The sequence below is a fragment of the Aquirufa sp. A-Brett2-15D genome (assembly GCF_054558735.1).
The window spans coordinates 169,919-194,473 of sequence record NZ_JBSKFT010000002.1; the positions used below are offsets into that span (position 1 = coordinate 169,919).

At 42.2% G+C, this 24,555-nt stretch carries 19 protein-coding genes; 10 read left to right on the plus strand and 9 right to left on the minus strand.

The features are described 5' to 3' along the window. Positions 1-21 precede the first annotated feature (21 nt). On the plus strand, positions 22-1,791 hold the full coding sequence (gene sppA, locus ACST14_RS05980) for a signal peptide peptidase SppA (RefSeq protein WP_459461593.1): 1,770 nt from the start codon (positions 22-24) through the stop codon (positions 1,789-1,791). 13 nt (positions 1,792-1,804) lie between these two features. Beyond that, a complete protein-coding gene (gene bioB, locus ACST14_RS05985) occupies positions 1,805-2,824 on the plus strand; it encodes a biotin synthase BioB (protein WP_459461595.1) in 1,020 nt (339 codons plus the stop codon). Positions 2,825-2,873: 49 nt separating this feature from the next. Here the strand turns inward: bioB and ACST14_RS05990 are convergent, their stop codons facing one another. From ACST14_RS05990 to ACST14_RS06020, 7 genes are all read right to left on the minus strand, one after another. Beyond that, entirely contained in the window at positions 2,874-3,302 is a 429-nt protein-coding gene (locus ACST14_RS05990; protein WP_459461596.1) for a GNAT family N-acetyltransferase, read from the minus strand. A 76-nt stretch (positions 3,303-3,378) separates the two neighbouring features. Next, positions 3,379-4,962: a ribonuclease Y gene (gene rny, locus ACST14_RS05995; protein ID WP_459461598.1), complete on the minus strand. Its 1,584-nt coding sequence runs from the start codon at positions 4,960-4,962 to the stop codon at positions 3,379-3,381. A gap of 57 nt (positions 4,963-5,019) precedes the next feature. Next, positions 5,020-5,310 carry a cell division protein ZapA gene (locus tag ACST14_RS06000; RefSeq protein WP_459461599.1) on the minus strand — a complete coding sequence of 97 codons (291 nt, stop codon included), beginning with the start codon at positions 5,308-5,310 and terminating at the stop codon, positions 5,020-5,022. Continuing rightward, complete coding sequence (locus ACST14_RS06005; RefSeq protein WP_459461600.1) at positions 5,307-5,636, minus strand: hypothetical protein; 330 nt, start codon at positions 5,634-5,636, stop codon at positions 5,307-5,309. The genes ACST14_RS06000 and ACST14_RS06005 overlap by 4 nt, the downstream gene beginning before the upstream one ends. Beyond that, on the minus strand, positions 5,633-7,126 hold the full coding sequence (locus tag ACST14_RS06010; protein WP_459461601.1) for a lipopolysaccharide biosynthesis protein: 1,494 nt from the start codon (positions 7,124-7,126) through the stop codon (positions 5,633-5,635). Before ACST14_RS06010 ends, ACST14_RS06005 begins: the two co-directional genes overlap by 4 nt. Positions 7,127-7,160: 34 nt before the next feature. Further along, a complete protein-coding gene (locus ACST14_RS06015; RefSeq protein WP_459461603.1) occupies positions 7,161-7,913 on the minus strand; it encodes a LytR/AlgR family response regulator transcription factor in 753 nt (250 codons plus the stop codon). 2 nt (positions 7,914-7,915) lie between these two features. After that, positions 7,916-8,971, minus strand: a complete 1,056-nt coding sequence (locus tag ACST14_RS06020; protein ID WP_459461604.1) for a sensor histidine kinase — start codon at positions 8,969-8,971, stop codon at positions 7,916-7,918. Between the two features lie 145 nt (positions 8,972-9,116). Here ACST14_RS06020 and ACST14_RS06025 point away from each other — a divergent pair, with 145 nt between their 5' ends. Together ACST14_RS06025 and ACST14_RS06030 are read left to right on the plus strand one after the other, a co-directional pair. Then, on the plus strand, positions 9,117-10,907 hold the full coding sequence (locus ACST14_RS06025; RefSeq protein ID WP_459461606.1) for a family 16 glycoside hydrolase: 1,791 nt from the start codon (positions 9,117-9,119) through the stop codon (positions 10,905-10,907). 2 nt (positions 10,908-10,909) lie between these two features. Beyond that, a complete protein-coding gene (locus tag ACST14_RS06030) occupies positions 10,910-12,751 on the plus strand; it encodes a hypothetical protein (protein WP_459461608.1) in 1,842 nt (613 codons plus the stop codon). A gap of 54 nt (positions 12,752-12,805) precedes the next feature. On the opposite strand, the gene ACST14_RS06035 is transcribed toward ACST14_RS06030, so the two are convergent. After that, positions 12,806-13,183 (minus strand): DUF1573 domain-containing protein, encoded by a 378-nt coding sequence (locus tag ACST14_RS06035; protein WP_459461609.1) that lies wholly within the window; start codon positions 13,181-13,183, stop codon positions 12,806-12,808. A gap of 129 nt (positions 13,184-13,312) precedes the next feature. Between ACST14_RS06035 and ACST14_RS06040 the strand changes: the two genes are divergently transcribed. The 4 genes from ACST14_RS06040 to nuoK are packed head-to-tail and all read left to right on the plus strand — an operon-like array spanning position 13,313 to position 17,222. Beyond that, entirely contained in the window at positions 13,313-15,724 is a 2,412-nt protein-coding gene (locus ACST14_RS06040) for an alpha-ketoacid dehydrogenase subunit alpha/beta (RefSeq protein WP_459461610.1), read from the plus strand. Between the two features lies 1 nt (position 15,725). Next, a complete protein-coding gene (locus tag ACST14_RS06045) occupies positions 15,726-16,412 on the plus strand; it encodes a 4Fe-4S binding protein (RefSeq protein WP_459461611.1) in 687 nt (228 codons plus the stop codon). Then, positions 16,409-16,924 carry an NADH-quinone oxidoreductase subunit J family protein gene (locus ACST14_RS06050; protein ID WP_459461612.1) on the plus strand — a complete coding sequence of 172 codons (516 nt, stop codon included), beginning with the start codon at positions 16,409-16,411 and terminating at the stop codon, positions 16,922-16,924. The genes ACST14_RS06045 and ACST14_RS06050 overlap by 4 nt, the downstream gene beginning before the upstream one ends. Continuing rightward, on the plus strand, positions 16,917-17,222 hold the full coding sequence (gene nuoK, locus ACST14_RS06055; RefSeq protein WP_459461614.1) for an NADH-quinone oxidoreductase subunit NuoK: 306 nt from the start codon (positions 16,917-16,919) through the stop codon (positions 17,220-17,222). Before ACST14_RS06050 ends, nuoK begins: the two co-directional genes overlap by 8 nt. Here the strand turns inward: nuoK and uvrC are convergent. Continuing rightward, the gene (gene uvrC / locus ACST14_RS06060) at positions 17,219-19,021 is read right to left on the minus strand and encodes an excinuclease ABC subunit UvrC (protein ID WP_459461615.1); all 1,803 of its coding nucleotides are present in this window, start codon (positions 19,019-19,021) and stop codon (positions 17,219-17,221) included. The genes nuoK and uvrC overlap by 4 nt on opposite strands. A 492-nt stretch (positions 19,022-19,513) precedes the next feature. On the opposite strand from uvrC, the gene ACST14_RS06065 reads away from it, so the two are divergent. Both ACST14_RS06065 and ACST14_RS06070 read left to right on the plus strand, forming a co-directional pair. Then, positions 19,514-22,747 carry a SusC/RagA family TonB-linked outer membrane protein gene (locus ACST14_RS06065; RefSeq protein WP_459461617.1) on the plus strand — a complete coding sequence of 1,078 codons (3,234 nt, stop codon included), beginning with the start codon at positions 19,514-19,516 and terminating at the stop codon, positions 22,745-22,747. Positions 22,748-22,798: 51 nt separating this feature from the next. After that, a complete protein-coding gene (locus tag ACST14_RS06070; protein WP_459461619.1) occupies positions 22,799-24,547 on the plus strand; it encodes a RagB/SusD family nutrient uptake outer membrane protein in 1,749 nt (582 codons plus the stop codon). Positions 24,548-24,555: the final 8 nt, after the last annotated feature.

Here is a 24,555-nt window from a genome sequence, read left to right on the forward strand (position 1 = left end):
AAACCATTTAAAATACTAATTATGTGGCAATTTGTGAAGTATTCCTTAGCGACCGTTTTTGGTCTTTTTCTATTTGCGATCGTTTCATTACTGCTTTTAGCAGGCGTGGGGGCAGCCATCGGAAGCTCGGATGAGGTTTTTGATCTGAAAGATAATTCAGTTTTAAGACTGGATTTGAATCGGCCTATCGTAGAAAATGCATCGACGGAAGACAATCCCTTGTCAGCATTGACGGATCTTTATTTAGCTCCCCCAGAAAACTTGGGATTGATTCAAGTCTTATCAGCTTTAGAGCGCGCGAAAGTGGATCCGAAGATTAAAGGAATCTACTTAGATGCTAGTTTTCCGATGGCGGGTTATGCCCAGCTTTCGGAGATTCGGGAGGCGATTCAGAAGTTCCAAAAGTCGGGTAAATTCGTCTATGCTTATGCTAATTCATATACAGAGAAAGGATATTATATTTCATCTGTGGCAGATAAGACCTATTTGAATCCGAATGGATTGTTGGATTTCAATGGTATTAGCGTTCAATACAGTTTCTATAAGAAGGCCTTGGATAAATTAGATATAGAGCCTTTGGTCTTCCGTGTGGGAACATATAAATCGGCGGTAGAGCCCTTTATTCGCGAAGATATGAGCGAGGAAAACAAGGCGCAGACGTCCTCCTTTTTGCAATCGATTAATACGTATATTTTTGATAAAATTGCGCGGTCTAAAAACATTCCCGTTCGCAAATTAGATTTGATTGCGGATAGTCTACTGGCTTTCGAGCCATCATCGGCAGAGAAATTAGGGATGGTGAAGCAGGGTTATTGGGATGAATTTGAGGCTTTAATGAAGAAGGCGTCTGGCTCAAAAGAAAAAGTAATTTATGTTAGTGTGAATCATTATTTACAGGCCAAAAATCCGATAGACGAGGTAGAAGGAAAAGATCGCATTGCTGTTTTAGTGGCTGAGGGAGAGATTTCAGGAACAAGAGCAAGTGATGGCAATATAGGTTCAGATGATTTTGTTAAGGAGTTGAAAAAACTTCGGGAGAGTAAATCAGTGAAAGCCATTGTGCTTCGAATTGATTCTCCGGGTGGATCCTCTTTAGCATCCGATATCATGTGGCGTGAAATAGAGTTGACGAAGAAAGTGAAGCCTATTATTTCTTCGATGTCGAATTATGCTGCTTCAGGTGGCTATTATATGGCCATGGGAACGGATGTAATTGTAGCTCAGCCTACGACGATTACGGGATCCATTGGTATTTTTGCTGCCTGGTTTAATGTGGATAATTTCTTAAAAAACACCTTAGGCATTACGCAAGATCACGTGAATACACACGCGAATTCAAACTTTATGACTTCGGCTGGCGCCTTGACAGATTTTCAAAAATCAGTCGTACAGAATTCAGTGAATAAAGGATATTTATCCTTTACTACGAAAGCTGCGGCTGGACGTAAGATGACTTTACAACGTTTGCAGTCTTTGGCTGGGGGACGTGTTTGGACGGGAGCGCAGGCGAAGCAGATCGGTTTAGTGGATGAATTAGGAGGATTAGATAAAGCAATTGAGATTGCGGCGACTAAGGCGAAATTAAAGCCAGGATCCTATAAAGTGGCGATTTATCCAAAAGCTAAATCATTTGTCGATGAATTATTGAATTCTGCTATGTCCGAAACATCTATGTCGGAGCGTTTCTTAGCAAAAAATATTCCTTGGTCTTCGGCAGTACTCGAAGTGAATCGTTGGAAAAAAAGAGAAGGCTTCTTAGCTATGATGCCTTATTTAATGGAATTTGAATAGAAATAAAGCTTATATGGTACGTAATAATTGGACTCGCGAAGAGGTAGAAAAAATTTATAATCAGCCATTTTTAGACTTGGTTTATCAAGCGGCTACGGTACACCGGGAAAATTTTGACCCGAATGAGGTGCAGATTTCTACCTTATTATCGATTAAAACGGGTGGTTGTCCCGAGGACTGTTCTTATTGCTCTCAAGCGGCTCGTTATCACACGAATGTAAAGGTGCAAAAACTACTGCCTTACGAAGAGGTAATTCAAGCGGCTAACCGCGCGAAAGACAGCGGAAGTTCTCGTTTCTGTATGGGAGCTGCTTGGCGCGAAGTGCGTGATAACAAAGACTTTGATCGTGTGCTAGATATGGTGAAAGGGGTGAACTCTTTAGGAATGGAAGTTTGCTGCACCCTGGGTATGTTATCAGAAGAACAAGCACAGAAGTTAAAGGAGGCTGGTTTATACGCCTATAATCACAATATTGATACGAGTGAGGAATATTATGAGGACGTTATTTCGACGCGTACCTATGATGATCGTTTAGAGACCTTAGGAAACGTTCGTAAGGCAAAATTATCCGTTTGTTCTGGTGGTATTATTGGAATGGGAGAAAGTGCTGGTGATCGCATGGGAATGTTATTAACCTTAGCTAATCTTCCAGAGCATCCGGAATCTGTTCCAGTGAACAATTTAGTGCCAGTAGAAGGAACTCCCTTTGAGAATCAAAAGACGGCTTCGGTTTGGGATTTAGTTCGGGTGATCGCAACGGCGAGAATCATGATGCCCAAGTCTGCCGTACGTTTATCTGCCGGGCGTTTAGAATTAAACTACGAAGGCCAGGCGTTCTGCTTTATGGCAGGGGCGAATTCTATCTTCTCTGGAGATGTCTTATTAACAACCCCTAATCCGGATACGAAATCGGATGAGGAATTATTCCAAATCTTAAGCATCAAACCGAAGGCAGCCTTCAAAGATGCGCGCAAGCCGGGTGTGGAATTTAACCAGATTCCTAGCGCTCAAGGTTTAGAGCATACGCACTAATAAAAAAATAAATGAACAGGCGCTATTTCGATGGAGGTAGCGCCTTTTTTTATAGGTTTTTTTTCATGCGGTAATGTTGAATCTCGCCAAAAAGCAAATAAGACTCCGCCACAATCGCATATCCTATTGCCTGATAGAAGGGTACCGCATTCTCTCTCGCTTCTAATACGATTTCAGACCAGCCTTTTAATCTTGCCTTCTCTTCTACATAAGCCATGATGGCTTTTCCGATTCCTTTTCCTTGAGCAGCCGTAGCGATGGCTACGCATCGCACTTGTCCTTGGTTGGCGGCAGATTCATGCATCCTGGCCACTCCTAAAACCTCCCCCTCTTCTACCGCAATGGCGTGAATGGCTTGGTCTTCGTCTGCAAGTACTTCGGAGCCTAAGGGCTGATTCCAAGGCTCACGCAGCACGTTAAAACGCAAAGCGTAATAGGCTTTCCATTCGGCGTCGGTTTGCGGAGACTTGATTTCCATGTATGGCTAAACTTGTAGGGGATAAAAAAATGGCGCCACCCTGCGGGCGGCGCCATAAATATAACCGATTTAGATCTTATTTTGCAAAGTTCACCGCACGCATTTCGCGAATCACGGTTACTTTAATTTGACCTGGATATTGCATCTCTTTCTCGATTTTTTGAGAAATGTCAAACGATAAGTTCGACGCTTTTTCGTCACTTACATTCTCTGAATCGACCATGATACGAAGCTCACGACCCGCTTGGATTGCATAACACTTCTGTACTCCATCGAACGAAGTAGCTAAAGCCTCTAAATCACGTAAACGCTTCATGTAAGACTCCATCATCTCGCGACGTGCGCCTGGACGAGATCCAGAGATTGCATCACATACTTGGATAATAGGGGAAATCATAGAAGTCATTTCGCACTCATCGTGGTGAGCTCCGATGGCATTACAAACCTCTGGATGCTCCTTGTATTTCTGAGCAAGTTCCATTCCTAATAAAGCGTGTGGAAGTTCCGGTTCTTCATGCCAAACTTTACCAATATCATGCAATAGACCTGCACGCTTCGCTAGCTTCGCATTTAATCCTAATTCCGCTGCCATCGTTGCACAAAGTTTCGCGACTTCGCGCGAGTGTTGCAAGAGGTTTTGGCCATAAGAAGAACGGAAACGCATACGACCGATCATCTTAATTAATTCTGGGTGTAATCCGTGAATATCTAAGTCGATCACCGTTTTCTCACCGATTTCGATGATCTCATCGTCGATGTTCTTACGTGTCTTGTTCACCACTTCCTCAATACGAGCTGGGTGAATACGACCATCCTGAACTAAACGGTGAAGAGATAAACGCGCAATCTCACGACGCACTGGATCGAAACCTGAAATGATAATTGCCTCTGGGGTATCGTCCACGATAAATTCCACTCCCGTTGCTGCTTCCAGCGCACGGATGTTACGACCCTCGCGGCCAATGATTTTACCTTTAATATCATCTGATTCGATATTGAATACAGAGACGCAGTTTTCGATGGCGTGTTCAGCTGCGGTGCGTTGAATCGTTTCAATAACGATTTTTTTCGCCTCTTTCGTTGCCGTCAATTTCGCTTCCTCAATAGCTTGTTTCACTAAAGAACTCGCCTTGCTTTCCGCTTCTGCCTTCAGGGCATCCATGATCTGTTGGCGTGCTTCATCTGCTGAAAGACCAGCAATTTTTTCTAATTGGCTGATTTGGTTAGCAAGCATTGCTTCCGCCTCTTCGCGTTTCTTCTCTACATCCTCTAGCTTCTTGCGGTAGTTATCTTCTTTCGATTGTACGCTTTGCTTAGCTGATTGTAATTCTTGTTCTGCCACGCGTTGTTGTTCCGCTTGTTGTGTTAAAACGCGTTCTTTCTCCCGTAATTTTTGTTCGTTTTCTACGAGGATTCCTTTTTTGTTTTGGGACTCTTCTTCGAATTCCGAACGAAGACGTAGGAAGTTTTCCTTCGCTTCTAACATACGGTCTCTTTTGATGTTTTCTGCGGAGATTTCCGCATTTTTAAGGATGTCATCCGCTTTGCGTTGGGCATCCCCCTCGATATTTTTATTCACCTTAGAGAAGAATACTTTTCCGGCAAATAGTCCTCCCGCCGCGGCGATGAGGGGTAAAATAAATGTGAATATAGTCGACATATAGAACGAATGTGTGTTTATACATTAGCCCCCTGAAAAGTCGAAATAAAAGAAAAACTATACCGTGAACTCTGCCGCAAGAGATAACAATTCTTTGTTTTCTTCCAGCACGTCGGCTTGGAGTGAATTGTGCTCTGCGTCAAATTTTAAACCACACATGGCCAGATCTAAAGCAACCATTGCCATTACGGCAGCGGGATCTGAACTATTTGTTTGCTGTTCGTAATAACGAACAAGGTCGTTCACTAATGATGCTGCATTTCTTACGTAAGCCTCCTCACCTGGACTAACCCTCAAGGCAATACTTTGTATGCCAACGATCAGATTACAAGGTATTTTAGGATTCATGGATTGCGTAATTGGTCAATGCAATGATCTATTTTTGTAATATATTCTTCTAACTTTTGTTTCAACTCAGCGGTGGGAACTGCTGTGTTATCTGTACTAGCTACAATTTTAGCGAAATTATCTGATTTTTTAAAGCTTTTCTCCAATTCTTTTAGCCGTCTTTGAGATTTAGCGAGTTCTTCGGATTTAGTGCTTAGTTTCTGTTGCAGATCTTCCAGTTCGGCTTGTTTTTGAACGAGCGTGCCCTGGTATTCATGCATACGCGCCACCATTCCACTGATTTTCAGCTTCAGGTTTAAGTATTGCATTTTTAGTTCTGATTTCATTTCAGGGCTAAGCTAGGTTTTCCGTTTTTCCAGGAAAATTCTTTGATGAAAATATAGGCCAAAATACAAATAAATCCGATGTTTTGGCTGATGAGTAGAGGGATTTCTAAATGGGATAAAAATGCACCTGATTCAATCGCTATAACGCCCAAACTGATGTATACAATAGCTGCCATCCAGCGGTAGGGTGCGGGATCATATTTTTGGCCCCCTACATAACATAAAATAGCCATCACCATTCCAGAGGCAAGGAAGGAATAGGCGCATGCTAGGTAGCCATAAATCGGGATGAAAATTACGTTTCCGATTAAGGTAACTGCGAGTCCCGTGACCGTGATGACCGTACCCATATAGGTTTTATTGGTCTTTTTAAACCAAACCGACTGCGTATAATACACCCCTAAAAATAAGTTGGCAAGCAATAAAATGGGTACAACTCCGATGCCTTCCCAATAGATGGGCTGACGTAAAAATAGACCCTGAATCCAAAATAAATTCGAACTCACGCCCACCCACAAAATGAGGCAAACAAGGACGAACCAATGACTTACCAGCGCTAAATTAGATTGGCTATTTTCGGCGGATTTAGAACCTAAGAAGAAAGGTTCTGCTGCATATTTAAAGGCCTGAATGGCTAAACTCATAAATACAGAGAGTTTATAGCAATTACCGTAAATACCCAAAGCATCCTCCGATGTTCTGCCCGCATAAAATCCGGCGGGTAAAAATTCTTCGAGCAATAAGCGGTCAAACATCAAGTTAAACATCGCTGCTAAACTCATGAACATGATGGGGTAGGAATAGACCCATAACTTCTTCATTTCCGCACCGTCCCAAGTCCATCGAAAAGAAGCGAAAGAGGATCGCAGCCAATAGAATAGACTAGCGTTTGCTAATAAGTTCGCTAAGAATATATAACCGGCACCGATGCTAGGGAAATACAAATTTTGTAAAAATGCAGGACCCCAGTGTCCTTCATGCATCGGTTTTAATAAGGCCAAAAAGAACAAGTTTAGTCCTACGTTAATAAGTATCGAAACGATTTTGGCCTTAACAAATAAGGAGATTTTATGCTCTAATCGAAGGCGCGCAAATGGAATGGCTGTCACTGCATCTATCGCCAAAATCAAAGCCAACCAACGCATGAATTGTCCTTTTCCTTCATAACCTAGTTGCGCCATTAAAGGATCAGCAAAGACAAATAAGCCTAGCGTAAAGAAAGCTGACGTTAGAATGATCGCTGTTAAAATGATGTTATAATAGCGTTCTGGGGCTTCTTTCGCATAGCGAAAATAGGCCGTCTCCATTCCGTAGGTAAAGATGATATTCGCGATGGCCACATAGCCATAGAGTTTAACATTTACGCCTAACGCAGCTGGTAAAAAGGCAGCGGTGTGGATGAAAACCAATAAAAAATTTAGTGAACGACCTAGGATCGTACTGAATCCATAGGATAGTGTTTCGCCAGCTAATTTTTTAAGAATGGACATGCGTTAATGTTCGGTCAATTCTCAAAGTTACAATTTATTGCTTTTGATAGCCGATGATTTGGTAAAAATGCTCAGAATAACTTTCGCTGATCGGAATGTGGTTCTCGCCGATTTTAATTTTTTGGCTACGAATCGACTCCATTTTGCTCAAGGAAACGATAAATGATTTATGCACTCTCACAAAATCCATGGAAGGTAATTTCTCTTCAATGGACTTCATCGTCATGCGGCAAACAACGGGAAATTTTTGGGTTCTTAGGTGGATTTTGATGTAGTCTTTCAAGCCCTCGATATACAAAATATCTTCCAGCATAATCTTCATGAGGGAATAATCCGCATGAATAAATAGGAACTCTAATTTAGGTACTTCTGCAGTCCTAGAGGTCACTTGCTTGCTTTTATAATAGTCTAAAGCTTTATGGCTTGCCTTTAAAAAGCGTTCGAAATTGATAGGTTTTAACACGTAATCAATGACATCTAAATTAAATCCATCGAGCGCATATTGTTGGTAGGCAGTCACGAAAATGACCATCGGCTTTTTCGTCAAACTTTCTAAAAACTGCAAGCCCGTCATACCCGGCATTTGAATATCAAGGAATAATAAATCTACTGGATTGTTTTCCAAATACTCGACAGCCTCCATCGCATTTCTACAACGTTTAACGAGTTGGAGGAAGGGTACTTTAGAAACATTATCTTCGACTAAGTCTAAAGCCAAACTCTCATCATCCACCGCCATGCATTTCAAAATGCTGCCCGGAATCTCCACTAAACTTTCCTCTGACATAATTATACGTGTTGAATGGTGAGTGTAATTTCGAAATCTGAATCGGACTCTTTTACAATTAAACTATGACTATTCGGATAAAGCAATTCTAGGCGGCGTTTCACATTAGCAAGACCAATACCAGAGCTCTCGTCTTTTGTTTCATTTACCGAAGCACCTTTTTTATTCGCTACATGGAATGTTAATTCTTTCGAGCTATCCTTTAATTCTATTACAATCGTCGGATTTTCAATAAAGCCTACGCCGTGTTTGAACGCATTTTCAACAAATGGAATCAGTAACATAGGCTCAATACTACTCGATTTAGGCCCTATTTCATGTTTGAAATTGATGAGAATATCATCGCCAAAACGAATCTTTTGCAGGTCAATATAACTTTCTAAATAGGTCAACTCTTTACTAATAGGAACGATGGAATCATTCGTTTCGTAGATCATGTACCGCATTAATTCAGATAGTTTTACCACTACCGGTTCCACCATTTCGGGTTTTCTCCGGGATAAAGAAACTACGCTATTCAATACGTTAAACATGAAATGTGGGCTGATTTGGGAACGTAAGAAGGATAGTTCTGATTTCAGACGCTCGTTTTCTTGTTCTTTAGTCCGCTCATCTTCTTTCATGCCATCTGAAATTAATCGATACGAAGTTCCGATCGCCGCATAGAATAAAAGCTGGAAGATCATCCGCATCGTCGCACCGCGTCTAGGTCCTCCACCGCCGCGATTATCAGGGTAAAAAGACTCATAGGCCCAATGGAATATTGCTTCATGGAACCAAAGCATCAATGCGATCGTGCTGACAAGGGTCACTAAATAAATGATAACCCCTTTTGCCCGCAGTAATTTAGGAAGCAAAATCTCCGTATTCAGGTAAAAGAAGGGGATATTGATAACTGTGAAGCTAGTCATGTAGATAATCCAAAAGTAGGAACGGCGAATATCCTCTGGATTAGTGGAGTTCGAATTAGGACCTAAAAGTATGGGTAATGCGATTAAGAAAGCCCAAAAAAACAGGTGCAACAAAAAGTTTCGGATTGTTAACGTTTTATTTATCATGGGTTTTTGATGCTTTTTGCATACAGTGAATTCAAATTAAGAGAATCTTCCTTATATTTCCATTATAATTTCTACCAGTGTCCTGATTGTGCCGATGAAAAGGCGGAATGATTTTCGGTAGATTTGACTAAACCTACAATTTGCTATGAAGAAATTGCTCTTTTCGATGCTGTGTTCGATGCCCTTTTTTGGATTCGCGCAGCAATCGATTCCCCTCACAGATCTGTCTGCGTTCGACCAACCCAGTAAAAATTGGACGATTGAACAGTCTGTATTCGCGAAATATTCCGATACAATTTTTCAGGTAAGCCCAGGGAAAGGTGTTATTGTGAATACGCTCAGAAGCGGGAAATACCATCGGACAGATGATTTGAAGTCTACAATGCAACATGCAGACATTCGTCTTTTGGTGGATTTTATGCTCCCTAAAGGCATGAATTCAGGTATTTACTTGCAAGGGCGTTATGAGGTTCAATTGTATGACTCTTGGGGTAAGAAGACGGTCAGGTTTGATGATTGTGCCGGAATTTATGAGCGCTGGGATGATGCACGTGGGAAGGGAAAAGAAGGCTATGAAGGGTATGCTCCTCGCCAAAACGCAAGCAAAGCGCCAGGTTTATGGCAGACCTTAGAAATTGATTTCCAAGCACCTCGCTTCGATGCGAGTGGCCATAAAATAGCGAACGCCATCTTTAAAAAAGTTATTTTGAATGGCATTCTTGTTCAGGAGAATATCGAAGTTTCGGGGGTGACTCGTGGTGCGATTTTTGATAAAGAAGCGCCTTTTGGCCCTATCCTTATTCAAGGCGATCACGGTCCGGTAGCATTCAGAAATTTGCGTTATGAAACCTACGAGAAACCAACGGCTTCTTTAGGCGAAGTGTCTTACGATTATTATACGGGCAAATTTACAGACCCCATTATACCTACTACGAAACCGGTAACATCGGGCAAAATACCGGCCTTAACTTACCGAGTAATTCCGGTAAACAACGATTTCTTAATTCATTATAAAGCTGAATTGACTATTCCGGAAGACGATAATTATGAGTTCCAAACCTATTGGACGGGCTCAGGGGAATTGAAAGTAGATGGAGTTGTTTTGAATCAAGGTGCGCATTGGTTTAATGAAATGGTGCCTGCTTCTACCTTCTTAAAAGCCGGCAAGCATCAATTAGAAATTATTCATATCAAAGATTTCCCCTGGGGTCCTAAGGCTTTAGGTTTGAACGTGAAGCGAATCGGTGCTCGTTTAGTTTCGATGCATGACAGAACCTCACTTTTAGACCCAGATGCGGTGGGATTAATCGAAGTGAAGGCGAATGCCGAACCCGTTTTACAACGTTCCTTCGCTTTTCATCTAGGGAAGAAAAAGATGTACATCATTCAAGTAGGGGATCCTGCCGGGGTGCATTATACGTATGACTTGAAGCAAGGAGCGATCTTACAGGTTTGGCGAGGCAAATTCTTAGATGCCACCCAAATGTGGGATAACCGTGGGGAGCCTCAAACCTCTGAACCACTTGGTTTAACGGTGGTGCAAGACGGAAAATCCCCCTTAGTCTTAGCTCACCAGGTACAGCCAGATTCGACGGACTTAGTTTATAAAGGATATCGCCTAGAAGCGGGTCGTCCGGTATTTATGTACGAATGGCCAGCAGCGAAATTGAGAGTAGAAGATCGAATTCAACCCGCAGGAAATGGTTTCCGTCGCACACTGACTTTAGTGGGAGCGAGTCCGCAAAAGAATGATGTGGAGGCTGTTTTAGCAACGGGACATCATCTATCGATTTTGCAAAATGGTCTTGCTTCGCAGCCAGGCAATTTTATTGAATGGAAAGGTGCAGCAGCCGAACTACTGAAAACGGCGTCTGGATCGCAACAAATTCGCGTGCCATTGACGGGGGCACAATTAACTTATGACTTGATTTGGTAACGATGAAAAAATATACAGCTTTTGTTCTTTTGTTTACGCTAGCCTTAGGCGCTTTTGCACAAACAAAAACGACTCCTAAAAAGGAGCAAGATTATTACGAAATCAAGACCTTGCCGATTCCTAAAGAGATTTATTTAGAGGTGGGTGGTCTTGCTACAATGCCGGATGGTAGATTAGCGGTAAGCACGCGAAGAGGTGAGATTTGGATCGTAGAAAATCCATACCAAAAATCAAGTCACCAGACCTATTACCGTCGCTTTGCGAGTGGTTTACACGAGGTGTTGGGTTTAGCCTACAAGGATGGAGCTTTTTACTGTTCTCAACGCGGGGAGTTGACGAAGATTTCGGATACCGATCGCGACGGAGTGGCAGATTTGTATGAGCCGATTTATCAATTTGATATTTCTGGGAATTACCACGAGTATACCTATGGTCCAGTATTCGATAAGAACGGGGACATGTGGGTGAGTTTGAATTTAGCTTGGGTGGGTTTTGGTGAAGGTAAGTTTGCCAAATGGCGCGGCTGGTTTGTTAAAATCTCTCCAGACGGCAAAATGGAGCCTTTTGCAGGTGGATTGCGTTCTCCTGCCGGTTATAGTTTTAATGACGAAGGCGATCTTTTCTACGGTGAAAACCAGGGGGATTGGGTCGGTTCAGGTCGGGTGACACACCTAGCAAAAGGGGATTTTGCAGGGAATCCAGGCGGTCTTAAATGGGCCAAAGAACCCAACAGCCCATTGAAACTTAGCTTAGAAGAGATTCAAGATAATGGCTCGCCTATGTTTGAGGCAGCGAAGAAAAATCCGAAGATTAAATTGCCGGCCGTTTGGTTCCCGCATGCGATCATGGGTATTTCTACTTCAGATATTTTGCAAGACACAACGAAGGGCAAATTCAGCCCTTTCCCTGGCCAGTATTTTGTAGCTGATCAAGGTCAGTCCAAGGTGATGCGGATGGGTTTAGAGAAAATCAATGGCGTGTATCAAGGTTTTGCCATTAACTACCGCGAAGGCTTTCAGTCTGGTATTTTAAGAGAACGTTTTGGTCTAGATGGCAGCATGTTTGTGGGAATGACTTCTCGCGGATGGGGTAGTACAGGAAAGGATGATTTTGGTTTGCAACGTTTATTTTGGAACGGTATTATGCCCTTTGAAATCGATATGATTAAAGCGAAGTCAGATGGTTTTGAATTTAGCTTTACGCAGCCAGTAGATGTGAATTCTGTGAAGAAAGTGGCATCTTATGCGATTCGTTCGTATATCTACAAATACCAACACCAATACGGTTCTCCGATTATTGAGTTAAAGGACTTGAAAATTAAAGGGGTGGAAGTGTCAGCAGATCGCAAGAAGGTACGTATCTCCATCGATGGGATTCGCCAATTTTTCATTCACGAATTTGTCCTAAAGGGTGTTCTGAATGAAAAGGGGGATCCTTTATTACATGAAACCGCTTACTATACTTTGAATGAGATTCCTGCGGGCCCTGCTTTAGTGGCAGCGGCGCCTCAGGTTGAAATCCGAGTGAAAGTGACAGAGGCGAGGGTAGTGAATAACGGATTAGGCTACGAATTAGCCATCTCTAATTTATTAAAGAAACACACTTGCTCTGCTTGCCACGCGAAAGACAGCAAATTAGTAGGCCCTTCCTTCACGGAAATTGCTAAGCGCAATTATTCAAACCAGAAGATTTTAGAGTTAGTATACAAACCTAATCCGCAAAACTGGCCTGACTATGCGACCGAAATGGCACCTATGAGCCATGTTCCTAAGGCTGATGTCTTGAAAATTGCGGGTTGGATTAATGGACTTCGAGAAAAAGAAGGTCTCAAGAACCGCGATTAATAAAAAAAGCTCTCTGCGATGTGCGGAGAGCTTTTTTTATAAGAATAAAGGGAATTATCTTATGGGAGCCACAGTCCCTTGAATCCCTAAAACGATTTGAGAAGCTTCCCCGTTATTCATAACAGTAACGGTTTTATTGAAGATTCCTGGACGTCCAGCTGAATTATAAGACGCGGTTACTTTACCTGTTTTACCTGGCATTACAGGCTCTCTAGTCCAATCTGGAGTAGTGCAACCGCATGAAGGCTTAACGTTAGAAATAACTACGGGTGTTTTTCCTGTATTAGTGAATACAAAGCTATAAGTAGCTATTGTTCCTTCAGCGATGGTTCCAAAATCATGCTTTTCTTGCTTGAATTTCAAAGCACCTTGTGCATTCGATGTAAATGCAAATCCCACTAGTAGCGCAAATAGGGCGATTAATTTTTTCATACTATTTTCATTGGTTTAATACAGCTCAAATATATAAACAATAAAATATTTTGCCAAGTTTCTTGTCTGGATTCTGTTTGGAGGGCGAGGAATTTATTGTATTTTTACGTGTTTAATAAGACCTAGCATTTGAATTCATTTACTTTTTCTAACCCTAACCTTACGTTCGATCCTACCCGGGTATTAGAGGACTATCGCCTAGCTGTTATCAGCCGTGCTTGTAGTCTTTTAGTGCGCAAAGAGGTGTTTTCAGGACGTGCGAAATTTGGTATTTATGGGGATGGTAAAGAGTTATGCCAAATTGCTTTAGCCCGTTCTATGCGCCCTGGAGACTATATTTCGGGCTATTATCGGGATCAAACGATTGGTGCAGCTATCGGGGATTTAACTTGGCCACAGTATTTTGCTCAGCTTTACGGACATCCAGACATTCAATTTGATCCACATTCTGGGGGTCGTCAGATGAATAACCACCATGCGACGCGTTGGTTAGATGAGAAAGGTAAATGGGTGGATCAAACCTCTCGTTATAACACCGTCGCAGGCATATCTTCTACCGCAGGTCAAATACCTCGTGCTTTAGGAATCGCTTATGCCTCTAAAATGTACCGCGAAAGAGCAGATCTAAAAGATCATCAAGCACTTTTCTCGAAACAAGGCCAAGAAGTTTGTTTCACCACAATCGGGGATGCATCCACTTCAGAAGGCATGTTTTTTGAGTGCATTAACGCGGCAGGCGTATTGCAAATACCCTTGGTATTCTCCGTTTGGGATGATGGTTATGGTATTTCAGTGCCTATTGAATTTCAAACAACAAAATCATCTATTTCGAAGGCTTTGGCTGGATTTCAGCGCAATGAGCACGAGAAAGGATTAGAAATTATACAAGTAAAAGCCTGGGATTACCCGGGTTTAGTGGCAGCCTACCAGCGCGCGGCGGAATTAGCTCGAATAGAATTTGTCCCTTGCCTAGTTCACGTGATTGAATGTACCCAACCGCAAGGACACTCTGCCTCCGGTTCACACGAACGCTATAAATCCACTGAGCGATTAGCTTGGGAACAAGAAGCGGATTGTAATGCCTTGTTCCGCGATTGGGTCATAACACAAAAATTCGCTTCTGAGGAGCAACTAAAGGCCATTGATGAGGAGGCTACCGTTTTAGCGCGAAAATACCAGAAAGAGGCTTTTGCCGCTTATATGGCCTCGGTTGATGTGGATAAAAAGGGCTTTTTACGTATTGCGAAAAGTCTTTTGGAATCTACTAATGAGCCGGGACTTTTGCAGCCTATTCTGGATGAATTAACTGCTTTACCTTATCCTATTTTCAGTGATTTAGTTCGGGCTGGTCGGAAGACTTTGCGGGCGTTCCGTTTTTATCAAGGTCCCGCGGTAAAATTATTGCGTAAATGGCTAGATGACCTGGAAAAATTAAACCGCAGACGCTTTAGTTCTCACCAAATGAGTGAGTCCGATGAGTCCCCCTTATTAATTTCGGGAGTGAAACCGACCTATGAAAAAGAGCCGGCTTTGGTTGATGGGAGAGACATTTTGAATAAAGTATTTTCTCAATTTTTAGCCGATCCACGGGTATTTATCTTAGGAGAGGATGTAGGAAAAATTGGGGATGTAAATCAAACCTTGGCCGGATTGCAAGAAATTTATGGGCCTTTAAAAGTAACGGATACCGGTATTCGTGAAGTAAGTATTGTAGGTCAGGGAATCGGCGCATCCATGCGCGGTTTGAAGCCCATCGTAGAGATTCAATATTTGGATTATATATTTTACCCATTCCCGATTTTATCGGATGACTGGGCGTGTTTGCATTACCGTACCGCAGGGGGCCAAAAAGCGCCGATGATTGTTCGGACTAGGGGACATCGTTTGGAGGGAATTTGGCATTCTGGTAGTCCTATGGCTGTTTTAATTAATGGTTTACGAGGTGTTCATTTCTGTGTGCCACGCAATATGACTCAAGCGGCGGGTATGTACCGCACCTTATTGAAAGGGGATGACCCTGGAATTGTGATTGAATGTTTGAACGGATATCGTTTAAAGGAGCCGATGCCGTCTAATTTAGACGAGATCGAAGTGCCTTTAGGAATTACAGAAATTTTGCGGGAAGGGACTGATATAACGGTTGTTACCTATGGTTCTATGTGCCGAATTGTGATGGAGGCAGCGGAGACTTTGGCTGGATTAGGGATTTCGGTGGAGGTGATAGATGCACAGACTTTATTGCCATTTGATCGTCATCATAGTATTTTAGCCTCGATTCAAAAGACCCACCGAGTTATCTTCGCTGATGAAGATATGCCGGGAGGAGCGTCTGCTTATATGATGCAGGAAGTTTTAGACAAACAAGGAGCCTTTACCTGGTTAGAAAGTCCAGCTGTTTGTATTGCTGCCACGGCTCACCGCCCTGCCTATAGTTCGGATGGAGATTATTTCTCTAAGCCAAACACAGAGAATGTGGTGGATGCCGTTTATATGATTATGCGAGAATCCGATCCATCGACTTACCCAGCGATCTATTTTTAAGATGAAAGCGTATTTTCAGGACATTTTAGAGGGAGTTCAGAGTATTCGAAAGGGTATGGCTTTGACGTGGAAGCATGCTTGGGCGGCGCGCAAGCAACGCAGCATTCAAAATATCCAAGATCCTGATTATTTTAATCAAAAGGCTGGTATTGTCACTCTTCAATATCCCCAACAACAAATGCTGCCACCGATTAACGGCCGCTACCAATTGCACAACGAGATGGACGATTGCATCGTCTGCGATAAATGTGTGAAAGTGTGTCCGGTAGATTGTATCGAAATTGATCCCATTAAAGCGACCGGCTTAGTAGGCACCACTTCTGATGGTTCGCCCATCCGTTTGTATGCCGCTAAATTTGACATTGATATGTCCAAATGCTGCTTCTGCGGTCTATGTACCACGGTTTGTCCGACAGAATGTTTAACAATGACCTCGGAATATGATTTCTCGGTCTTTGATGTGAAGGAACACAATTTTGAGTTCGCGAATTTGACTCCGGAACAGGCAGCGGAGAAGCGTGCTTTATATGAGCAGTACGTAGCGGAAAAGGATGCATTGAAAGAAGCGGCAAATGAAGTAGCGAAAACAGCTGCACCCACAGAAACCAAGGACGAAACTCCCAAGCCCGCTTTCAAGCCTGCCTTCAAACCTAGTTTTAAGCCAAAGCCTAAACCAGACGCAGAATGAGCCCGCTTGTGATCGCTTTCTTGGTGTTAGCTTTATTGACTTGCGGAAGCGCTTTGTCGATGTTGTGGACGAAAAATTTATTGCACGCGGCCTTGTCCATGTTCTTAACGATGCTCGGCCTCGCAGGACTCTATGTGTTAGCTTATGCGGACGTTTTAGCGGTGGCACATCTATTAGTCTATGTAGGAGGGGTGTTGATCTTAATCTTGTTTGGGATTATGCTAACGAATCAAACAAATCAAACCGATACCGCTTCCAGCAAAAATCATTTGATGACGCGGGAATCCAATCTAGTATTTCCCTTGTCGATCGGCTTATCTTTTTTTCTGGGCTTGTTTTGGTTATTCACAAAAGGACCTTGGATGAACAATCTGCCCATCACGGGTACATCTAAATTGAGAGAAGTAGGTTTAGGCTTGTTGACTGAATATGCTTTCCCCTTCGAATTAGCCGGAGTCTTTTTATTGATTGCCTTAATAGGCGCCACCTTTGTTGCAAAGAACCATGACTGATATTCCGGTACTTTATTTCTTGTGGGTGTCTGCCTTTCTTTTCGCGACGGGTCTAGCGATTTTGCTTTTGAAGAAAAATACAATTTTTGTATTGATGGGAATCGAGCTGATTTTGAATGCAGCTAATTTAAATTTAGTGGCCTTTTCGAAGAATGATCTATCGATGCAGGGGCTTTACCTCAGCTTGTTTGTTTTAGTAGTGGGCGTTTGTGAGATGGCGATTGCTCTGGCGATTATTTTGCAAGTATATCGAAACTACCGCGCGATTGATGTCGATCAGTTCAGCTCTGAATTCTAGAGGTTTTCGAGTTGTTTTTTGAATTTGAGGGCTTTCATTTTGCCTAGGACTTTGGCCAAATCCTCCTGAGACGCCTCCTTCAGCTTCGCCACCGTCCCAAAAGTCTTCAATAATTTCTCCGCCGTCAACTTTCCAATCCCTTCCATCGTCTCTAATTGTGACACGATAAAGTTTTTACTTCGCTTATTTCGATGCGCCGTAATCCCAAAACGGTGCGCCTCATCCCGCAGCTGCTGAATCAGTTTCAGCGACTCCGATTTCTTATCTATATATAAGGGTAAACTATCCTCAGGAAAATAAATCTCCTCTAAACGCTTCGCAATACCAATGATCGGAACCTTTCCATACAATCCGATGGCCTTTAGCGCATCACAGGCAGCGCTTAACTGTCCTTTTCCTCCATCGACGATAATTAGATTCGGTAATTCAGCCTCTTCTTCTAATAAGCGCGTATATCTGCGGGTGATTACCTCGAACATAGTTGCAAAATCGTCTGGCCCCTCCACTGTTTTAGGCGTGAAGATGCGGTAATCCTTTTTAGAAGGAAGCGAATTCATGAAACAGACCATCGCGGAGACCGGATTCGTCCCTTGCAAGTTCGAGTTATCGAAACATTCGATGTGTTTCGGCAATTCCGTCAGTCGCAAATCATTTTTCAATTTGATCATCACGCGCATCTTGCGATCCCCTCCACTTTCCTCGGCTGCCTTGCGATCCGCTTTATCTTTTCGGAAATACAAGACATTCTTTAAGGACATGTCTAGCAGCTTTCGTTTGTCGCCCTGATTCGGCAAAGTATTTTTCACCCCTTCGAATTCGATCGACATAGGGATGTTAGTTATAATCTCTTTGGCCTTACTCTGAAACTGATCGCGCTTCTCCCAAATCAGCATCGTCAACAATTCTGCCTCCTCTTCCTCGAGTTTTTTCTTCACCTCCCAGGTCTGCGATTGCAAAATAGTCCCATTAATGACCTTCATGAAATTAATATAGGCCAAAGACTCATCCGACACGATCGAAAATACATCGACATCGTGGATCGAGGGATTCACTACCGTCGACTTCGCTTGGAAGTTTTCTAATAGCTGCCATTTCTCTTTCCACTCCTGCGCTTGCTCAAAGGCGTGGCGGGCGGAGGCATCCTGCATTTGGGAAATCAAGAAGCTTTTCGCTTTCTGGTAATTCCCCTTCAAAATCTGAGACACCTGATCGATGTATTCTGTATAGCGATCTTCCTGCTCTAGACCCTCGCAAGGCCCTTTGCAATTCCCGATATGGTATTCTAAACAAACCTTGAATTTCCCCGCCTCGATATTCGATTCCTTCAAATTCAGCGCACAAGTCCGCAAGGGATACAATTGATGCAACATTTCGAGCAACGCATGCATTAGTTTTGGATTCGCATAAGGGCCAAAAAACGTCCCCAGCGAATGATTAATTCGTCGCTCCGTCATCAAGCGCGGAAAACGTTCTTTAGTCAAACATATAAAAGGGTAGGTCTTATCATCCCTTAATAGGATATTGTATTTAGGTTGAAACTGCTTAATGAGCGTATTCTCTAGCAAAAGCGCATCGAATTCCGAGTGAACAATGGTGAACTCCAGCTTACGAATCTGTGCTACAAGTCGACGCGTCTTGTTGTCCTTGCCTTTCGTATTAGTAAAATAGCTACTGACCCTATTTTTAAGATTCTTCGCCTTACCTATATAGATGATGGTGCCGCTTTCATCAAAGTAGCGGTATACCCCCGGATCTTCGGGTAAAGTAGGAAGGATGATTTTAGGGTCAAAGGATGACATAGTCCAAAATTAAGCAAAATTCTCTTCTTTGTGTTTTTTGTAATTATCTAAGGAGGCCCTTTCTTGATTATGCCCATTTTATCGGTTTGTTATGCCATGGTTACCGATTGCCAAATTCACAATAAAATCCCCATTTCTGCCGACCCAAGCTTCTGCCCTTTCTGTATTAAAAAGGTGAAAAATGCCTCCTATGAGCTTATTAAGAGAATACTGCTATTTAAAATAAAAAAAATGAAAAAATAGTAAGTAAAAACTTGTGTAGGTTGGAAGTATTGGACATATTTGGGAGTATGTAATAGTGTAGCATAGTTAAGATAGGTCATCTATTTCCGATGTTGTTTTAAAGTGCTATTGTATTATTTGAAGATTTGTTTAACGACTAAACCTATTTAAAGTTTAAACTATTTATTCACCTAAACAGAAAGGAGGTCCATTGAATTAGCAAAAAGTAAACCCAAAAAATTTAATTTAAAAACTAACTTAATCTTTATTATGAAAAACAATTTTTACAAAACTCTACGAAGCCTTCTTTTGCTAGCGATAGTGATGCTAGGAAGCTTTTCGTCATTTGCCCAAGACCGCAAGGTTTCAGGTAAAGTCTCTGGGACAGATTCCCAAGGAATTCCGGGTGTAAGTATCTTAGTTAAAGGAACTAACACAGGAGCAACTACAGATGTTAACGGTGCATTTTCTGTATCTGTTAACTCTGGATCAGCTGTTTTAAATATTACAGCTGTAGGATATAAGTCACAATCCATAACAGTAGGTTCACAAGCTTCTATTAACGTAACGTTAGCAGAAGATAATTCTCAGTTAGACGAGGTAATCGTAACTGGTTACTCGGTGACTAATAAGAAAGAGTCTACAGCGGCTGCTTCTATTGTTAAAGCCAAGGATTTGCAAATTGCACCTTCAGGTAACGTAGAGCAACAATTACAAGGTCGTGTGGCCGGTGTTACTTTAATCACAAACGGACAGCCAGGTACGAACAGTATCATTCGTGTTCGTGGTTTTGGTGCATTTGGTGGTAACGAGCCATTGTACGTTGTGGATGGAGTTCCAGTAGGAACTACAGATTTCCTTTCTCCAGATGATATCGAGACTACTACGGTCCTTAAGGATGCGGCAGCAGCTTCTATCTATGGTGCTCGTGCAGCGAACGGTGTAATCGTTTACACTACTAAGCGTGGTACACGTAACAAAGGAATTTCGATTTCTTACGATGGATTGTACGGTGGTACTGATCCTAACGTAGGTGGTGTAGCTAAAATGTTAACTCCACAAGAGCAAGCTGATTGGACTCACGTAGCATACCGTAACAATGCGGCGGCTAACGGAACTGCAGTAGGTTATACTCACCCTCAATATGGTACATCTGCGCAAGCAACTTTACCTACGTATTTGCACTTCAACGGTCAAAATGGTGTCAATTCAGGAGATTTAGCAGCTGCTCAAGCAGCTTTTGCATCTAATCCATTAAATACGTTTGTAATTAAAACAAATAAAGCTGGAACAAACTGGTACGATGAAATTACTCGTTTCGGTACTACCATGCGTCATTCATTAGGAATCCAAGGTGGAACTGATAAAGGTCGTTTCTACTTAGGTTTATCTGGACAAGATCAACAAGGTATCTTAATTGAAAACGATTTCAAGCGTTATTCAGCACGTTTCAACTCTGAATTTGATTTAGGAAAGAAAGTTCGTATAGGTGAAAACTTACAATTCACGTACCGTTCAGTTCGTGGTCAATCAGGTGGTAATAATGGTTTAGGTGTTGCTGCTGATGAGTCAGTTATCCTTTCTGCTTACCGTATGCCTACAGCGATTCCAGTTTATGATGAGTTCGGAAGCTTTGCCTCTACTAAAGCTGCAGGTTTTAACAACCCTCGTAATCCAGTTCGTTCAAGGATTCGTAATAACACGAATGATAACAATTATAACGCAGCTGCATTCGGTAATATCTATGTTGAGTATGAGCCAATCAAAGATTTGATTATCAAGACTTCAATCGGTGGTAATTATTCAGGCTACGGATACAAGGATTATAACTACAGATACTTAGGTGATTCTGAGCCAGAGGCTTCTAATTCATTCAACGAAGGTTCAGGTTATAACTTTGCTTATACATTTACGAATACAGCTGCTTACAAAACTAAGTGGAGAAAGCATGGCGTAACTGCTTTAGTAGGTATGGAAGCATTGAATACAGGTGCTGGTCGTCAGATCTCTGGTTCAGGTATCAATCCATTCTCAATGGATTTAGACTTCGTAACTTTATCATCTGTACAATCTCCAGTAGTTAACTCTGGTTTATATTCAGGTGTTAATTTCTACTCTTTATTCTCTAAGTTAGATTATAACTTCGATGAGAAGTATTATTTAACTGGAGTTGTTCGTCGTGACGGATCATCTCGTTTCGGTCCTGAGAATCGTTATGGTATCTTCCCTGCAGTATCTGCTGCTTGGAGAGTAACATCTGAGGAGTTTATGAAAGATCTACCTGCTATCTCTGATTTGAAAATCCGTGGTGGTTGGGGTTTAATGGGTAACTCGAATAACGTAGACCCAGCTAACCAGTTCTCTTTATATGCAGCGAACAGAGGTAACTCGTTTTATGCGATTGATGGTCAATCATCAGGAGCTAATGAAGGATACTACCGTTCTCGTATTGGTAACCCAGCTGCGAAGTGGGAGACATCAGAAACATTGAACATTGGTTTTGATGCAACTCTTTTCAATGGTAAGTGGGAAATCGTATTAGACGTTTGGAGAAAAGATACACGTGATCTATTATTCAACGTGCCTCTTCCAGCGGTAGTAGGACCAGCTGCGTCTGCTCCTTCTGTGAACGTAGCGAAGATGCGTAATCAAGGTATTGATTTCCAAATCATTAACCGTGGTAACTTAACTTCTGATTTGAAATATGAATTAACTTTTAATAATTCATTCTTGAAGAACGAAATCGTTGCATTCGCTCCGGGTATTACGAACTTAACAGGTGGTGCATTCCGTGGAATTACGCCAGTGCGTATGGAAGTAGGACAATCGTTATCTTCTTTCTACGGTTACAAAGTAATCGGTTACTTCAACTCAGCTGCTGAGGTAAGTTCTTCTCCAGCACAAGATGGTAAAGGCTTAGGTCGTTTCCGTTATGCGGATATCAATGGTGATGGTAAAATCACGACTGATGACCGTACGTTCTTAGGTTCTCCAGTACCTACCTATACAGGTGGTATTAACGTAGGATTGACTTACAAGGATTTTGAATTTGCTACGTATTTATACGCTTCAGTAGGAAACCAAATCTGGAACCAATCTAAGTGGTTTACAGACTTCTTCGGAACGTTTGAAGGATCAGGAAAAGGTGAGCGTGCGAAGCAATCATGGACTCCAGCATTAGGAAACAGCGCAGCTGCTCCTATTTGGGAATCAAATTCTAACATGTCAACTTCAGGTGCTGCTAACTCATGGTATGTAGAGAATGGTGATTACTTACGTCTTCAAAACGTCTCTTTAGGATACAATATTCCTAAAGCTTATACTTCTAAGTTAGGTATCAAGCGTGCGAAGTTTACTTTATCAGCTAACAACCTTTTGACTTTTACTAAGTATCAAGGTTTAGATCCAGGCGTAGGTGGTGCAGCGGATACAGGTTTCGGTATTGATGTGGGTAACTACCCAGTGACTCGTTCATTCAATGCATCGATTAACTTGACTTTCTAAAACATAAAGTCCACGCTGTTAGTTATATAACAAATTTAATAAAATAGAAAAATGAAAAATAATCAGATTTTAAAGCGAATCGCTTTAGTGAGTGTGTCAGCTCTTACGTTGACCTTCGCTTGTAAGGATCAGTTTTTAGAAGTGCCGCCTACTGCCTCTTTGGCTCAGGCGCAGTTATCTTCTAAAGATGGTGTAGAAGGTACCTTAATCGGTGCTTATGCTCAATTAGCTGCTAAAGGATTTACTCGTCTTGCAGCAGGTAATAACTGGGTTTGGGGTTCTATCCGTGGAGGAGAGAACAATAAAGGTACGGATGCGGGTGACTTCACTTCCATCAACCCTATGCAACGTTATGAGGTTCAACCTACTGATGGTGATTTGAACAGCACATGGCAAGCAAAATACGAAGGTGTTGCTCGTTGTAATGCGACGATTAATTTAGCTAATGGATCTAAAGAGATTTCAGCAGCAGATAAGACTCGTATTGTTGCAGAAGCTCGTTTCTTACGCGGTCACTACTACTTTGAGTTAAAGAAGTTATTTAACTCAGTTCCATATGTAGATGAGACAAAGGATTACGGTAAGGGTATCGAAAAAGTAGCGAACACAGAAGCATTCTGGGATAAGATCGAAGGTGACTTTGCTTATGCATATACAAACTTGCCAGCAACGTCTTCATCTGCAGGTCGTGCGAACAAATGGGCTGCTCAAGCTTATTTAGGTAAAGTGTTATTGTTCCAAGGAAAGTTTGCTGATGCGAAAGCTAAGTTTACTGATGTAATCGCGAACGGTGTGACTACGAATGGTAAGAAGTATGGTTTAGTTCCTAAGTTTGCTGAAATCTTCAACGCGGAGAATGACAACAACGAAGAGGCTATCTTTGCTATCCAATCTTCGATGAACACAGGTAACGTGAATAACGCGAACGGTTTTGATGACTTGAACTACCCATATAACACGGGTTCTGATGGTCCAGGTAACTGCTGCGGATTCTTCCAACCTTCTTTCTCTTTAGCTAATGCTTACCGTACAGTGAATGGTTTGCCTATCTTAACTGAGACGGCTGGAGCTCCAGATTATAACTTAGCTGCGAATGCATTGAAGCAAGACTTTCAAATCGCTTCATCTGCTGCATTTACGGAAGATGCTGGTGCTTTAGATCCACGTATTGACCACACTATCGGTCGTCGTGGTATCCAGTATTTAGACTGGATCGAGCACCCTGGTAAGAACTGGATTCGTGATCAAACTTATGCTGGTCCTTATTCACCTAAGAAATACGTATACTACAAGCGTCAAGAGAATACATTAACAGATGGTTCTTCTTGGACACGTGGTTATGCAACGATGAACTTCAACATCATTCGTTTTGCAGATGTATTGTTAATGGCTGCTGAGGCTGAAATCGAAGCTGGTTCATTAGCTACTGCTTTAGGTTACATCAACCAAGTTCGTGCTCGTGCAGCTAACCCTGCAGGTTTCGTAATGAAAGGTGGAGTAGCTGAAGCTAACTACGTGATCTCTCCTTATACAGCATTTGCTGATAAGACTGCTGCTCAAAAGGCGGTTCGTATGGAGCGTATGTTAGAATTAGCGACTGAAGGTCACCGTTTCTTCGACTTAGTTCGTTGGGGTACTGACGTTGCTACTTTAAATGCGTATTTAACTTATGAGAAGCAATACTTAGTAACGAAGTTTGGTGGAGCATCTTACCAAGCTACGGATAAGTATTTGCCTATCCCTCAAGCTCAAATCGATATCCAAGGAACTTCTATCTTGAAGCAAAACCCTGGTTATTAATTTGACCT